Source organism: Janthinobacterium sp. EB271-G4-3-2 (genome assembly GCF_020858035.1).
Lineage (GTDB): Bacteria > Pseudomonadota > Gammaproteobacteria > Burkholderiales > Burkholderiaceae_D > Janthinobacterium > Janthinobacterium aestuarii.
In genome coordinates this window covers 161,044-174,665 of the sequence record NZ_JACYMG010000008.1, presented here as the reverse complement: position 1 = coordinate 174,665, position 13,622 = coordinate 161,044, and the positions used below count along the sequence as shown (strand labels likewise).

17 protein-coding genes are annotated in these 13,622 nt (G+C 62.2%); all 17 read left to right on the top strand.

Annotated elements, in window-relative coordinates; genetic code table 11:
* Positions 1 to 5 precede the first annotated feature (5 nt).
* Positions 6 to 458, top strand: coding sequence for a gamma-butyrobetaine hydroxylase-like domain-containing protein (locus IGS55_RS17990; RefSeq protein ID WP_230516735.1), 453 nt, complete (start codon positions 6 to 8; stop codon positions 456 to 458).
* A gap of 98 nt (positions 459 to 556) precedes the next feature.
* Positions 557 to 901, top strand: coding sequence for a YciI family protein (locus IGS55_RS17985; RefSeq protein ID WP_230516734.1), 345 nt, complete (start codon positions 557 to 559; stop codon positions 899 to 901).
* A 2-nt stretch (positions 902 to 903) separates the two neighbouring features.
* Positions 904 to 2,145 carry an RNA polymerase sigma factor gene (locus IGS55_RS17980; protein ID WP_230516733.1) on the top strand — a complete coding sequence of 414 codons (1,242 nt, stop codon included), beginning with the start codon at positions 904 to 906 and terminating at the stop codon, positions 2,143 to 2,145.
* Positions 2,146 to 2,174: 29 nt separating this feature from the next.
* The gene (gene ubiE / locus IGS55_RS17975) at positions 2,175 to 2,909 is read left to right on the top strand and encodes a bifunctional demethylmenaquinone methyltransferase/2-methoxy-6-polyprenyl-1,4-benzoquinol methylase UbiE (protein WP_230516732.1); all 735 of its coding nucleotides are present in this window, start codon (positions 2,175 to 2,177) and stop codon (positions 2,907 to 2,909) included.
* A 31-nt stretch (positions 2,910 to 2,940) separates the two neighbouring features.
* Positions 2,941 to 3,882, top strand: a complete 942-nt coding sequence (locus IGS55_RS17970; protein WP_230516731.1) for a Tim44 domain-containing protein — start codon at positions 2,941 to 2,943, stop codon at positions 3,880 to 3,882.
* 152 nt (positions 3,883 to 4,034) lie between these two features.
* Positions 4,035 to 4,685: a ubiquinone biosynthesis accessory factor UbiJ gene (locus IGS55_RS17965; protein ID WP_230516730.1), complete on the top strand. Its 651-nt coding sequence runs from the start codon at positions 4,035 to 4,037 to the stop codon at positions 4,683 to 4,685.
* Entirely contained in the window at positions 4,682 to 6,253 is a 1,572-nt protein-coding gene (gene ubiB, locus IGS55_RS17960; RefSeq protein WP_128141126.1) for a ubiquinone biosynthesis regulatory protein kinase UbiB, read from the top strand. The genes IGS55_RS17965 and ubiB overlap by 4 nt, the downstream gene beginning before the upstream one ends.
* A gap of 18 nt (positions 6,254 to 6,271) precedes the next feature.
* Complete coding sequence (locus tag IGS55_RS17955) at positions 6,272 to 6,874, top strand: methyltransferase (RefSeq protein ID WP_230516729.1); 603 nt, start codon at positions 6,272 to 6,274, stop codon at positions 6,872 to 6,874.
* 79 nt (positions 6,875 to 6,953) lie between these two features.
* Positions 6,954 to 7,262 (top strand): FmdB family zinc ribbon protein, encoded by a 309-nt coding sequence (locus IGS55_RS17950; RefSeq protein ID WP_046682127.1) that lies wholly within the window; start codon positions 6,954 to 6,956, stop codon positions 7,260 to 7,262.
* Between the two features lie 39 nt (positions 7,263 to 7,301).
* Positions 7,302 to 7,943: a DUF502 domain-containing protein gene (locus IGS55_RS17945; RefSeq protein WP_034753372.1), complete on the top strand. Its 642-nt coding sequence runs from the start codon at positions 7,302 to 7,304 to the stop codon at positions 7,941 to 7,943.
* 69 nt (positions 7,944 to 8,012) lie between these two features.
* On the top strand, positions 8,013 to 9,809 hold the full coding sequence (gene aspS / locus IGS55_RS17940; protein WP_035824170.1) for an aspartate--tRNA ligase: 1,797 nt from the start codon (positions 8,013 to 8,015) through the stop codon (positions 9,807 to 9,809).
* A gap of 84 nt (positions 9,810 to 9,893) precedes the next feature.
* Complete coding sequence (nudB, locus tag IGS55_RS17935) at positions 9,894 to 10,358, top strand: dihydroneopterin triphosphate diphosphatase (protein ID WP_230516728.1); 465 nt, start codon at positions 9,894 to 9,896, stop codon at positions 10,356 to 10,358.
* Positions 10,359 to 10,377: 19 nt separating this feature from the next.
* Positions 10,378 to 10,671 carry a hypothetical protein gene (locus IGS55_RS17930; protein ID WP_230516727.1) on the top strand — a complete coding sequence of 98 codons (294 nt, stop codon included), beginning with the start codon at positions 10,378 to 10,380 and terminating at the stop codon, positions 10,669 to 10,671.
* A gap of 107 nt (positions 10,672 to 10,778) precedes the next feature.
* On the top strand, positions 10,779 to 11,042 hold the full coding sequence (locus IGS55_RS17925; RefSeq protein WP_230516726.1) for a hypothetical protein: 264 nt from the start codon (positions 10,779 to 10,781) through the stop codon (positions 11,040 to 11,042).
* Between the two features lie 71 nt (positions 11,043 to 11,113).
* Complete coding sequence (locus IGS55_RS17920) at positions 11,114 to 11,935, top strand: endonuclease/exonuclease/phosphatase family protein (RefSeq protein WP_034753381.1); 822 nt, start codon at positions 11,114 to 11,116, stop codon at positions 11,933 to 11,935.
* 9 nt (positions 11,936 to 11,944) lie between these two features.
* Positions 11,945 to 13,108 carry a cardiolipin synthase ClsB gene (gene clsB, locus IGS55_RS17915; protein WP_230516725.1) on the top strand — a complete coding sequence of 388 codons (1,164 nt, stop codon included), beginning with the start codon at positions 11,945 to 11,947 and terminating at the stop codon, positions 13,106 to 13,108.
* On the top strand, positions 13,105 to 13,494 hold the full coding sequence (locus tag IGS55_RS17910; RefSeq protein WP_230516724.1) for an RNA-binding S4 domain-containing protein: 390 nt from the start codon (positions 13,105 to 13,107) through the stop codon (positions 13,492 to 13,494). Before clsB ends, IGS55_RS17910 begins: the two co-directional genes overlap by 4 nt.
* Positions 13,495 to 13,622: the final 128 nt, after the last annotated feature.

Here is a 13,622-nt window from a genome sequence, read left to right as displayed (position 1 = left end):
TCGTCATGACTGAAAAAGCAGCAACCCCGCAACCGACCGGCTTGACCGTGCATAACCAGTCGCGCGTGCTCGACGTGGCTTTCGACGATGGCAGCGAATTTGCGCTGCCGTTCGAATACCTGCGCGTGTACTCGCCATCGGCTGAAGTGCAGGGCCATGGCAAGGGCCAGGAAACCTTGCAATTAGGCAAGCGCCTGGTCGGCATCACGGGCCTGGAGCCGGTCGGCAACTACGCCGTGCAGCCCACCTTCAGCGATGGCCATAATTCCGGCCTGTACACCTGGGCATACTTGTACAAGCTGGGCGCGGAAAAAGACAAGCTGTGGCAAGCCTACCTGGACCAGCTGGCGGCAGCCGGCTATCCCGGCGACAGCGGCCGCGACGCCAAGGCCGACATGACGGTCAAGCAGTCGTCCGGCGGCCATGTGCATGGACCGAGCTGCGGGCATAAGCATTAAGCTGAAAAAATAATGCGGTAAGCTTGTCGGATTGCCGCCGCCCCATTCGTCGTATGAATGCCCGCGCTTGCGGGCATTTTTCTTTTGGAGAAGAGACTATGGAATACATGATCCTGATCTACGCCGACGAGGCGCGCTATGCCGCCATGCCAGACGAGCAGATGGCCAGCCTGATGGCCGACTTTGCCAGCTATACGCAGGCGCTGGAGGCGGCCGGCGTGCTGCGCGGGGGCGCCGAGCTGGCGCCCGTGGGCAGTGCCACCAGCGTGCGGGTGCGCAGTGGCAAGCCCGTCATCACGGATGGACCGTTCGCGGAAACCAAGGAACAGCTGGGCGGCTACTATCTGCTCGACTGCGCCAATCTGGACGAGGCGCTGGCCTGGGCCGGGCGCTGCCCGGTGGCCTCGCTGGGCACCATCGAAGTGCGGCCTGTCACGGCATAAACATGGCCGGCGACGCCATTGCGGCCGTCGAGCACGTCTTTCGCCAGGAAAGGGGCAGGGTGCTGGCCGGCCTGATGCGGCGTTTCGGCGACCTGGGCCTGGCGGAAGACGTGCTGCAGGAAGCGTGCCGCAAGGCGCTGGAACTGTGGCCGCGCACGGGCATCCCCGATAATCCCGCCGCCTGGCTCAGTGCCGTTGCGCGCAACGCGGGCCTCGATCACGTGCGCCGGGCGGGCAAGAGCGTCAGCGATGCCGAGGCCCGGCTAGCCAGCCTGACTGCGGCCGTGGCGGTGGAAGCGCCGCCCATCGAGGACGACCGCCTGCGCCTGCTGTTCATCTGCTGCCACCCTGCGCTGGCGCCCGAGGCGCAGGTGGCGCTGGCCCTGCGCACCCTGTGTGGGCTGTCCACGGGCGAGATCGCGCGCGCCTTCGGCGTGGCGGAAGCGGCCCTGTCGCAGCGGCTATTGCGCGCCAAGCGCAAGATCGCGGAAGCGCGCATCCCCTTCGAGTTGCCGCCGGAGCAAGAATTGCAGCAACGGCTGGCGCAGGTGCTGCACGTGATTTACCTGGTGTTCAGCGAAGGCTATTGCGCCAGCGGCGGCGACACCCTGCTGCGTGCGGACCTGTGCGCCGAGGCGCTGCGCCTGGGGCGTCTGCTCGACAGCCTGCAGCCGGGCCAGCCCGAAGTGCAGGGCGTATTGGCCCTGATGCTGCTGCAGGCGTCACGCGGCCCGGCCCGTCTGTCGCACGAGGGGCATTTGCTGACCCTGGAAGAGCAGGACCGGCGCCTGTGGCAGGGGGACTTGATTGCCGAGGGTCTGGCCGTGCTGGAACTGGCCTTGCCAGCGCGCGCGCCAGGGCCATACCAGCTGCAGGCGGCGATCGCCGCCTTGCACGCCAAAGCGCCCACGGCCAGCCAGACGGACTGGCGCCAGATCAGCGCCCTGTACGGCGCTTTGCTGCGGCACAAGCCGGAACCGTTGATCTTGCTCAATGCCGTGATCGCCTGCGCCATGGCGCATGGCGCCGCACACGGGCTGGCGTGGCTCGATCGCCTGGAAGCCGTGCCCAGCCTGGCGCTATCGCATTATCTGCATGCGGCCCGGGCCGACTTGCTGCGCCGCCAGGGCGACCGGCCGGGGGCGCTGGCGGCGTATGCGCGGGCGGCCATGCTGGCTGAGAATGCAGTGGAAAGGCAATACCTTCTCCGGCGTCACGGGGAAATGCGCCTGCCGCTTGTATAATGCTCCCAAGTTCAAACAGACTGCCTACCATGACCAATACGACCCATTTCGGATACAAAACAGTTGCAGAAGACGACAAAGTGCGCGAAGTCGCCAAGGTGTTCCATTCCGTCGCTGCCAAATACGACGTGATGAACGACTTGATGTCGGGCGGGCTGCACCGTCTGTGGAAGACGTTCACCATTGCCAACGCGGGCGTGCGCCCCGGTTTCAAAGTGCTCGACATTGCCGGCGGCACGGGCGACCTGTCGAAGGCATTCGCCAAGCAGGCGGGCCCTACCGGCGAAGTCTGGCTGACCGATATCAATGAATCGATGTTGCGCGTGGGCCGCGACCGCCTCTTGAATCGCGGCTTGCTCACCCCCACCATGTTGTGTGACGCGGAGAAACTGCCATTCCCCGATAACTATTTCGACCGTGTCAGCGTGGCCTTTGGCTTGCGCAACATGACGCACAAGGATGTGGCGCTGGCGGAAATGCGCCGCGTGCTGAAACCGGGCGGCAAGCTGCTGGTGCTGGAGTTTTCCAAGGTGGCCGCTCCCCTGCAAAAGCCGTACGACCTGTATTCGTTCTCGGTCTTGCCGTGGTTCGGGCAGAAAATCGCCGGTGACGCGGAAAGCTATCGCTACCTGGCAGAATCGATCCGCATGCACCCGGACCAGGAAACCCTGAAGAGCATGATGGAAACGGCGGGCCTGGAGCGCGTGCAGTACTACAATTTGACGGCAGGCATTGCCGCTTTGCACACCGGTATCAAGATGTAATGCATCAACGTTGGTGATTTTAGGAGATGGAATGAAATTGAAGAAATTTATGGTCGGCATGATGCTGGCCGCGACCACGGTATCCATGCTGGGCGAGGCGCTGGCCCGTCCCATGGGCGGTGGCCGTTCGATAGGTCGTCAGTCGCAGAACGTGAGCCGCCAGGCGCCCGCACCGGCCCCAGCGCCGGCACCGGCCGCCGCGCCACGCCAGGCGCAACCGGCGCCGGCTCCCGCGCCGGCGCCTGCCGCCAAGGCACCGAGCCGCTGGAAGGGCTTGCTGGGCGGCGCCTTGCTGGGTCTGGGTCTGGGCGCGCTGCTGTCGCACTTCGGCCTGGGCGGCGCCCTGGCCAGCATGATCAGCACCTTGCTGATGGTGGCTTTGCTCGCTGGCGTGGTCTTCTTCATCTACCGCATGGTGCGCGGCAAGCGTGCTGGCAACAGCAGCGGCAATGCGCCGTTCGCCGGCTTCGGCAACCAGCCTGCGCCAGCGGGCAACGTGCCTGACATCGGTTCGCGCATTCCACCGCTGCCGCCGCTGCAGCCTGTCTCGTCCGGCGTAGGCCTGGACAAACCGGTGCCGGCTGCCGCGCCATGGGGCGTACCAAGCGACTTCGACAAGGATGCCTTCCTGCGCCACGCGAAAAGCAATTTCATTCGCCTGCAAGCGGCCTGGGACAAGGCCGACGTCAACGATATCCGCGAATTCACGTCGCCGGAAGTGTATGCGGAATTGCGCATGCAGATCCAGGAGCGGGGTGCGCAGCCGGACTTTACGGACGTCGTGACCATCGATGCCGAACTGCTGGGTATCGAGACGAGCGTCAACGATTACCTGGCCAGCGTGAAGTTTGTGGGCCTGATCCGTTCGGCGCCGGGCGCGGCAGCGGAACCGTTCGCGGAAGTGTGGAATATGTCGAAACCCGTCAGCGGCAATAGCGGCTGGGTCCTGGCAGGCATCCAGCAATTGAATTAATTGCAAAAACTTGCTGAATATTGGCTTAAGTCCATGCGGAATGCATGATGCTTAACAGATATTGCCTGCTGAACTGGTAAGATCGAAACCGCCCACGTTGTTTTACGGGCGGTTTTTTCTTTTTAGGGGCGCGCCTGGCGCGCTGTATATAGATGGCACCACTTTCCGACCTTTCCCTGATGACGCCCGTCATTGCAACCATCAACCACTTGCTGGCGCAAGAGCCGTGGGCGCGCCAGCAGCTGGCCGTGCACGCCGGCAAGCTGGCTTGCATCGACACGGGCGCCGTGGCCCTGCGCCTGCGCGTCGACAGCGCCGGCATGCTGGAAGCGGCTCCCGGTACGGCGCCGTCCGACATGCCGGCCAACGTCACCATCCGCGTGAAATTGTCCGACGTGCCGCTGATCCTGCAAAACCGCGAGCGGGCGTTTTCCTACGTCAAGATCGAAGGCGATGCCGAGTTTGCCAATGCGATTTCGCAATTGAGCAAGGGTTTGCGCTGGGAAGCCGAGCACGACCTGGAAAAGGTGGTCGGGCCCGTGCTGGCCACGCGTCTCGTTGCCGGCGCGAAGGATGCGGCCGCCTTTGTGCGCACGGGCCAGCAAAAGCTGGCGGAAAACGTGGCCGAATATTTTCTCGACGAACAGCCCATGCTGATTCGTCCTTCCACCTTGCAAGAGTATTCCGCTGGCGTGACGCGCGTGCGCGATGACGTCGAACGCCTGGCCAAGCGCCTTGCCCGGCTGGAAAAGGCGGCCGCCGCCGTCCAGCCGCAGTCTTCCTCACCGGATTTGTCTACATGATATTGAAATTCCTGCGCCTGTTTAAAATCATCCGTGTTTCCATCAAGTACGGTCTGGATGAGATAGCGATTTCTGGTCTGCAAGTTCCCCGCACCGCCAAATTGATCGACACCCTGATTTTCTGGCGCGACCTGTCGTCGCCACGGGGCTTGCGCCTGCGCCTGGCGCTGGAAGAGCTGGGCCCGATTTTCGTCAAATTCGGCCAGGTGCTGTCGACCCGGCGCGACCTCATGCCGCTCGACATCGCCGAAGAACTGGCGCGCCTGCAAGACCGCGTGCCGCCGTTTGATTCCGACCTGGCCATCGCGCAAATCACCAAGTCGCTCGGCGCGCACCCGGATCAGTTGTTTGCCCACTTCGAGCGCGAACCGGTGGCGTCCGCCTCGATTGCCCAGGTGCACTTCGCTACCCTGAAAGATGGCCGCGAAGTGGCCGTGAAGGTCTTGCGCCCGGGCATGAAAAAGCTGATCGATGAGGATGTGGCCCTGATGCATATCGCCGCCGACTGGACCAGCCGCCTGTGGGCCGACAGCAAGCGTTTGAAACCGAAAGAGGTAGTGGGCGAGTTCGACAAATATCTGCACGACGAGCTGGACCTGATGCGCGAAGCGGCCAACGCCAGCCAGCTGCGCCGCAACTTCGCCAACTCGGACTTGCTGCTGGTGCCGGAAATGCACTGGGATTACTGTTCCAGCAGCGTCATCGTCATGGAGCGCATGGTCGGCATTCCCGTGTCGCAGACGGAGCGCCTGGTGGCGGCCGGCGTGGATTTGCGCAAACTGTCCAGCGATGGCGTGGAGATTTTCTTCACGCAAGTGTTCCGCGACGGCTTTTTCCATGCGGACATGCATCCGGGCAATATTCTCGTGTCGATCGCGCCCGAGTCGTTCGGCCGCTACATCGCGCTCGACTTTGGCATCGTGGGAACCTTGAACGACTACGACAAGGATTATTTGTCGCAAAACTTCCTCGCCTTCTTCCGCCGCGACTACAAGCGTGTGGCCGAGGCGCACATCGAATCGGGCTGGGCGCCGAAAGACACGCGCGTCGATGAGCTGGAAGCGGCCGTGCGCGCCTGCTGTGAACCGATCTTCGACCGGCCGCTGAAGGATATTTCTTTTGGGCAAGTTTTGCTGCGCCTGTTCCAGACTTCGCGCCGCTTCAACGTGGAAGTGCAGCCGCAACTGGTGCTGCTGCAAAAGACCCTGCTCAATATCGAAGGACTGGGCCGCCAGCTGGATCCGGAACTGGACCTGTGGCAAACGGCCAAGCCCTACCTGGAAAAATGGATGAGCAACCAGGTGGGTCCGCAAGGCTTCATGGAGCGCTTGCGCGCCGAGGCGCCCCGTTATGCGCACATCTTCCCGCAACTGCCGCGCTTGCTGCACCAGGCCTTGACCGTGCATGGCGAGCCGCGTGAAAACGATGTGGAACTGATGAAAACCTTGCTGGCGGAACAACGCCAGACGAACCGCTTGCTGAGCTTTATCGTGTACTTCGTGGGCGCCTTCGCCCTCGGCGCGCTGGGCTTGCAAGTGTTCATGCGCTGGCATCAACTGCCGTTTTAAAGGCTGAGGACGTAAGTGATGGCTGACTTCCAAACCCGCGACCCGCTCTCGCCCGCCTTCTGGGACGAACGTTTCGAAAAGCAATTCACGCCCTGGGATCACGGCGGCGTGCCCACGCGCCTGCGCAGCTTCGTCGCGGGCAGCCCGGCGCCGCTGCGCTGCCTGATTCCCGGCTGCGGCTCGGCCTATGAGCTGGTTTTCATGCTCGATCACGGCTGGGATGCCACGGCCATCGACTTTTCGCCGGCTGCCGTGGCCGCCGCGCGTGCCCAGCTGGGCGAGCGGGCAGGGCAGGTGGTGGAAGCCGATTTCTTCGCCTGGCAGCCCACAGCGCCGTTGGACCTGATCTACGAGCGGGCTTTCCTCTGTGCCATGCCGCGCGCCATGTGGCCGCAAGTGGCCGCCCGCTGGGCGCAGCTGTTGGCGCCGGGCGCCATGCTGGCCGGTTACTTTTTCTTTGACGATAATGCCAAGGGACCGCCATTTGGTATTTCAAAGGAGAAACTGCAGGAATTGCTGGCCCCGCATTTCGACTGCCTGGCCGATGAAGCCGTCGCTGATTCCATCGCCGTCTTCGCCGGCAAGGAGCGCTGGATGAGCTGGCGCCGCCGGGCGGACTGAGGCGGACCGGTCAATTTCCGTTGATGGCAAAGGAAAAGCTTTATAATTCAGGGTTTTTGATGATTTTCTCGGAGTAGAGATGCCGATTTACGCTTACCGTTGTGACGAGTGTGGTTTTGCCAAGGATGTCTTGCAAAAGATCTCCGATCCAGTACTGACGGTGTGCCTGTCGTGCGGCAAGCCCAGTTTCAAGAAACAATTGACGGCCGCCGGTTTCCAATTGAAGGGCACTGGCTGGTACGCGACCGATTTCCGCGGCGGCACGGCGCCCACCACGGCCATTCCGACGGGCCCGGCCGATAACGCCAAGCCTGCCCCGGCCGCCGACAGCGCGCCTGCTGCCGCACCTGCGCCCGCCCCGGCTGCAACCGCGCCGAAAGCGGACTGAGAGCGCGCCGCGCCGATACGATCCATTACCGAGAAACCGATGCGTAAATACTTTATTACCGGATTACTGATTTTGGTGCCCCTGGCCATTACGGCCTGGGTCCTGAATCTGGTGATCAGCACGATGGACCAGTCGCTGTTGCTGGTGCCCGGCAGTACGCAGCCCAGCGTCTGGTTCGGCCACAAGGTTCCCGCGCTGAGCACCATTCCCGGCCTGGGCACGGTATTGACGGTACTGATCGTGTTCTTCACGGGCTTGCTGACGAATAACCTGGTCGGCAATTACGTGGTGAAGCTGTGGGAAAAATTGCTGCAACGCATACCCATCGTCAATTCCCTGTATTCGAGCGTCAAGCAAGTGTCCGATACCCTGTTTTCCCCGTCGGGCAATGCGTTCCGCAAGGCCGTGCTGGTGCCATATCCGCATCAGAACTCGTGGACCATCGCTTTCCTGACGGGCGTGCCGGGCGGCGATGCGGCGAACCACCTGGTGGGCGATTTTGTCAGCGTGTACGTGCCGACGACGCCGAACCCGACATCGGGCTTTTTCCTGATGATGAAGCGCAGCGATGTCGTCGAACTCGACATGAGCGTCGATGCGGCGCTCAAATATATCGTCTCGATGGGCGTGGTGGCGCCTGCGGAAGTTGTTGCTGTACCGGCCCCGGCAGCCAAAGAATAAAGGCAGGCGTCCCATGCGGGACGTGGCCGGATTGAACACTCACTAACCTGAACTGAGAATTTTATGTCTATGCGTACTGAATATTGCGGCCTCGTTACCGAAGCCATGCTGGGACAAACCGTCAGCCTGTGCGGCTGGGTACATCGCCGCCGCGACCACGGCAGCCTGATTTTCATCGACTTGCGCGACCGTGAAGGCCTGGTGCAAATCGTTTGCAACCCGGAACAAGCGGAAATGTTCAAGGTCGCCGAAGCCGTGCGCAACGAATTCTGCCTGCGCGTGACGGGCGTCGTGACCAACCGTATCGAAGGCACGATCAACAACAACCTGAAGTCGGGCAAGATCGAAGTGGTCTGCTCGGAACTGGAAGTGCTGAACCCTTCCGTGCCCGTGCCGTTCCAGCTGGACGACGACAACCTGTCGGAAACGACGCGTTTGACGCACCGCGTGCTGGACCTGCGCCGCCCGCAAATGCAAAACAATCTGCGCCTGCGCTACAAGGTGACGATGGAAGTGCGCAAGTACCTCGACGCGCTGGGCTTCATCGACATCGAAACGCCGATGCTGACCAAGTCGACGCCAGAAGGCGCGCGCGATTACCTGGTGCCGTCGCGCGTCAACGCGGGCAGCTTCTTCGCCTTGCCGCAATCGCCACAGTTGTTCAAGCAACTGTTGATGGTTGCTAACTTCGACCGTTACTACCAGATCACCAAGTGCTTCCGCGACGAAGACTTGCGCGCTGACCGCCAGCCTGAATTCACGCAGATCGATTGCGAAACCTCGTTCCTGACGGAACAGGAAATCCGCGACCTGTTCGAAGACATGATCCGCGTCGTCTTCAAGAACACCCTGGACATCGACCTGCCGAACCCGTTCCCGGTGATGGATTTCGCCGAAGCGATGGGCCTGTACGGTTCCGACAAGCCGGACATGCGCGTCAAGCTGGCCTTCACGGACTTGACGGAAGTCATGAAGTCGGTCGAATTCAAGGTCTTCAACGGCGCCGCCAACATGAAAGGCGGCCGCGTGGTGGCCCTGCGCGTACCGCAAGGCGGCAGCATGCCCCGTTCGGAAATCGATGCCTACACCCAGTTCGTCGCCATCTACGGCGCCAAGGGCCTGGCCTACATCAAGGTCAACGAGAAAGCCAAGGGTCCTGAAGGCTTGCAGTCGCCGATCGTCAAGTTCCTGCCGGCCGACGTGCTGGCCACGATCCTCGAGCAGACCGGTGCGCAAGACGGCGACCTGATCTTCTTCGGCGCGGACAAGGCGAAAGTCGTCAACGACGCCATCGGCGCGCTGCGCGTGAAAATCGGTCACAGCGAGTTCGGCAAGAAAGCCGGCCTGTTCGAAGACGTGTGGAAGCCATTGTGGGTGGTCGACTTCCCGATGTTCGAGCACGATGAAGAAGCGGACCGCTGGACGGCGACCCACCATCCATTCACGGCGCCGAAAGACGGCCATGAAGACATGCTGGAAAGCGATCCGGGCGCCTGCATCGCCAAGGCCTACGACATGGTCTTGAACGGCTGGGAACTGGGCGGCGGTTCGATCCGTATCCACCGCGAAGAAGTGCAGTCGAAAGTGTTCCGCGCGTTGAAGATCGATGCCGAAGAAGCGCAGCTGAAGTTCGGCTTCCTGCTCGACGCCCTGCAATACGGCGCGCCACCGCATGGCGGCCTGGCATTCGGCCTGGACCGTATCGTGACCATGATGACGGGTTCCGAATCGATCCGCGACGTGATCGCCTTCCCGAAAACCCAGCGCGCGCAAGACTTGCTGACGCATGCGCCGTCGGAAGTGGACGAGAAGCAATTGCGTGAACTGCACATCCGTTTGCGCAGCGCCGAGCCTAAAGTAGTGTAATGAAGCATGCGGCTGCCCCGGCGGCCGCTGTTTGATCCACTATGCAAAAAAAGGCGCTGTCGTGGCGCCTTTTTCATTGTTGATATGACTCATAAAATCCCTGTTTCCGTGCTGGTCGTCATTCATACGGCTGACCTTGACGTCTTGCTCATCGAACGCGCGGGCCAGCCCGGCTTCTGGCAATCGGTGACGGGTTCCGTCGATGCCGTCGATGAACCGCTGCCGCAGACGGCCGCGCGCGAACTGGCCGAGGAAACCGGCATCGTCGCCGATGGACACGATATCGTGCTGCGCGACTGGAACTTGTCGAACGTGTACGAGATCTATCCGATCTGGCGCCACCGCTATGCGCCCGGCGTGACGCGCAACACGGAACACGTGTTCAGCGTGCAAGTGCCGCGCGATATCGCCATCACCCTGAGCCCGCGCGAACACTTGCAATACGCGTGGCTGCCGTACCTGGCGGCGGCCGACCGTTGTTTCTCGTCGTCCAACGCGGAAGCGATTCTGCAATTGCCGGCCATGACGGGCCTGGCGCGTCCCATTTGATTTCCCTAGAAAGCATTTCATGTTGAACTGGTTACATTTGACTGCGCAGCAAAAACTGCTGGGCACCCTGGGCATCGTTTTCTGCCTGTGCTTTATCTTCCTGCTGTTTGGCTCCACCGTGCCCGGCCGCACGCCGCCGATCGGCATGCCGCTGATGGCGATCGGCTGGCTGCTGCATCCGGGCGCGTTTGCCAAGGGCAAGCGCACGGTGGCCTGGCGCGGCGCGCCGTTGCTGGTCAAGATCGTCTGGGCGGCCGGCATTACCGCGCTGCTCGTCAGCGTGACGGCGGGCGTGGGACGCATGCTGGCTTAAGTGTTCAAATAATTGTCATATGGTATTATTGCTTTAATGGTAATTCCACTTCATGACGAAAGGTTTTCATGCTGAACTGGTCTCAACTTTCTTTTCAGCAGCGTCTCTTGGGCGCCATATTCCTGTCCTGGATCGTTGGCGCCCTGTATGCCGTGTGTTTTTCCGATCAGCCGCCCGCCCGCTTGCCGCAGGCGGGCTTGCCCTTGCTGATGCTGGGATTTCTCCTGCATCCCCGTTGCTTTGCCGGCGGACGTGGCGCCTTCAGCTGGAGCAGCGCACCCAGTCTGGTGAAGGGCGTGTGGGTGATCGGCATGGTGGTGGGCAGCATCAGTGCCATCGATAGCTTGCTGCACGTGATGGCAGGCAGATAAAGTGGGACTTGGGTGCGCACGCGCACCTACGCTGGCGCCGCGCGGGGCCTGTCTGGGAGTAGAATCAATGCATGAAAATCCGCGTAGCAACTTATAATATTCACAAAGGTGTCTCCTCCGTGCGGGGCTTGCCCCGCGTGCATGCTTTAAAACAGGCGATCGCCCTGTTCCATGCCGATGTCGTCTTTTTGCAGGAAGTGCAAGGCAAGCACGACCGCAATGCGGCCCGCTATGGCGCCGAGAAAAACGGCCACAAGCATTGGCCTGAAGCGTCGCAGCACGAGTTCTTTGCCGGCGCCGAGCACCATTCCGCGTATGGCATGAATGCCGTGTACGATCACGGCCACCATGGCAACGCCTTGCTCAGCAAGTTTCCCATCGCCTCGCAAACCAACCATGACGTCTCCGACCATGCCTACGAGCAGCGCGGCATCCTGCATTGCGTGCTCAAGACGCCGCAGGCCGACGTGCACTGCTATGTCGTCCACCTGGGCCTGTTCGAGTCGGGACGGGGCCGCCAGACGCAGGCGCTGATCGACGCCGTGATGGAATCGGCGCCGGATGGCGAACCCGTCATCATTGCCGGCGATTTCAACGACTGGCGCAACACGCTCAGCGACAAGCTGCGCAATGCGCTGGGCGTGGTCGAGGTATTCGACCAGCGCGCGTCGAACTCGGCCCTGGGCGACCTGGTGCGCACCCTGGCGCGGCGCCAGACGAAAACGCCGATCCCCGTGCCGGCGCGTACCTTTCCCGCCGCCTTGCCGTGGTTCCGCCTGGACCGCATCTATGTGCGCGGTTTCCACGTGGAAGGCGCGCAAGTGATGCATGGCACCCTGTGGGCAAAACTGTCGGACCACGCGCCGATAGTTGCTGCCTTGAAACTCGCGTAGACTGCCGGCATGCGTACAGTCAATTTCATCGCCCACAACGACATCAAGCTGCTGTATTGCGGCACCGATTACTTTCCTGCGCTGATCGCCGCCATCGACGGCGCGCACTCGGAAGTCTATTTCGAAACGTATATCTTTGCCGACGACGCCACAGGCACCCTGGTGCTCGACGCGCTCAAGCGTGCCGCCGCGCGCGGCGTGCTCGTGTGCATGATCACGGACTGGTTCGGCACGGGCAACCGCCGGGTCAATGCCATGCATGCGCAACTGGAAGCGGCCGGCGTGCACCACCGCATCTTCAACCCGTGGTTCCGGCGCGGCATCACGCGCACGCACCGCAAGATCTGTGTGGCCGATGGCGAGATCGCCCTGGTGGGCGGCATCAATATCAACGACGACATGTTTTGCGACTACGACCACAACATCAGCCTGGAAGCGCCGCGCTGGGATTTCGCCGTGCAGGTGAAGGGCCCGCTGGTCGACGCCATCCACGAAGAGGTACAGGCGCAGTGGGCGCGCTTGGGCAAGATGAATCTGGTGCGGCGTATCAAGCTGTACCGCAAGATGCGCGTCGTCAGCAAGGAGCTGGCGAAGAACCCCGTCGTGGCCGGCTTTGTCGTGCGCGACAACCTGCGCAACCGCCGCACCATCCAGCGCGCCTACCTGCAGGCGCTGGGCCAGGCGAGGAAAAGCGTGATGCTGGCCAACCCGTATTTCGCGCCCGGACACAAGCTGCGCCACGCGCTGGCCCAGGCGGCCCAGCGGGGCGTCGACGTGGTCTTGTTGATCGGCGTGGGCGAGTTCCGCATGCAGGATGCCGTGGCGCATTCGTTTTATCCGAAACTGCTGGCCGCCGGCGTGAAAATCGTCGAATACCGCAAGACGCAATTGCACGCCAAGGTGGCCGTCGTCGATGACGACTGGGCGACGGTGGGCTCCAGCAATATTGACGCGCTGAGCCTGTTCCTGAACCAGGAAGCGAATGTGGTGATCAAGGACGTGGCTTTCGCGCAAAGCTTGCGCCAGCATATCGAGCAGGGCGTGGCCGACGGCATCGTCATTCACCAGGACGATTTCAAGCACATCGGCCGCTTCCGGCGCATCGGCTATGAAGCCGCGTTCCTCGCGTACCGGCTGGTGATGCGCATTTTTTCAGTAGGCAAGTACGCATGAGCGAGATGACAACGGTAAGGCTGGACAAATGGCTGTGGGCGGCGCGCTTCTTCAAGACGCGTTCGCTGGCCAGCGAAGCCGTCGATACGGGCAAGGTCAAAGTGGGCGGCGAGCGCGTGAAACCGGCGCGCAGCGTGCGCGTGGGCGACGAGCTGGCCATCGACAATGGCGCGGAGACATGGGAAGTGGCTGTGCTGGGCCTGTCCGACAAGCGCGGCGCGGCGCCCGTGGCGCGCCTGCTGTATGCGGAAACGCCGGCCAGCATCGCCCGCCGCGAGCAGCTGGCCGAGGACCGCAAGCTGTTCCGCGAGCCGGGCAGCACCATCAAGGGGCGGCCGACCAAGCGCGACCGCCGTCAATTGAGCAAGGCAGGCGACCTCGACTGAGGCGCGCTGCTACCCAGGCGGCAAGGGCGCGCGACGCTTTTGCCTGCCTGAAATCGCTACAAACACGCGGCAAAAAAATGCTGCGCCGCACCAATAGAACGCCGGCTCTAAAGTTCCCGTTTGACTTT

Coding starts and splice junctions, on each gene's coding strand:
- IGS55_RS17990 (WP_230516735.1), top strand. CDS start 6: ATGACTGAAAAAGCAGCAACCCCGCAACCGACCGGCTTGACCGTGCAT.
- IGS55_RS17985 (WP_230516734.1), top strand. CDS start 557: ATGGAATACATGATCCTGATCTACGCCGACGAGGCGCGCTATGCCGCC.
- IGS55_RS17980 (WP_230516733.1), top strand. CDS start 904: ATGGCCGGCGACGCCATTGCGGCCGTCGAGCACGTCTTTCGCCAGGAA.
- ubiE (WP_230516732.1), top strand. CDS start 2,175: ATGACCAATACGACCCATTTCGGATACAAAACAGTTGCAGAAGACGAC.
- IGS55_RS17970 (WP_230516731.1), top strand. CDS start 2,941: ATGAAATTGAAGAAATTTATGGTCGGCATGATGCTGGCCGCGACCACG.
- IGS55_RS17965 (WP_230516730.1), top strand. CDS start 4,035: ATGGCACCACTTTCCGACCTTTCCCTGATGACGCCCGTCATTGCAACC.
- ubiB (WP_128141126.1), top strand. CDS start 4,682: ATGATATTGAAATTCCTGCGCCTGTTTAAAATCATCCGTGTTTCCATC.
- IGS55_RS17955 (WP_230516729.1), top strand. CDS start 6,272: ATGGCTGACTTCCAAACCCGCGACCCGCTCTCGCCCGCCTTCTGGGAC.
- IGS55_RS17950 (WP_046682127.1), top strand. CDS start 6,954: ATGCCGATTTACGCTTACCGTTGTGACGAGTGTGGTTTTGCCAAGGAT.
- IGS55_RS17945 (WP_034753372.1), top strand. CDS start 7,302: ATGCGTAAATACTTTATTACCGGATTACTGATTTTGGTGCCCCTGGCC.
- aspS (WP_035824170.1), top strand. CDS start 8,013: ATGCGTACTGAATATTGCGGCCTCGTTACCGAAGCCATGCTGGGACAA.
- nudB (WP_230516728.1), top strand. CDS start 9,894: ATGACTCATAAAATCCCTGTTTCCGTGCTGGTCGTCATTCATACGGCT.
- IGS55_RS17930 (WP_230516727.1), top strand. CDS start 10,378: ATGTTGAACTGGTTACATTTGACTGCGCAGCAAAAACTGCTGGGCACC.
- IGS55_RS17920 (WP_034753381.1), top strand. CDS start 11,114: ATGAAAATCCGCGTAGCAACTTATAATATTCACAAAGGTGTCTCCTCC.
- clsB (WP_230516725.1), top strand. CDS start 11,945: ATGCGTACAGTCAATTTCATCGCCCACAACGACATCAAGCTGCTGTAT.
- IGS55_RS17910 (WP_230516724.1), top strand. CDS start 13,105: ATGAGCGAGATGACAACGGTAAGGCTGGACAAATGGCTGTGGGCGGCG.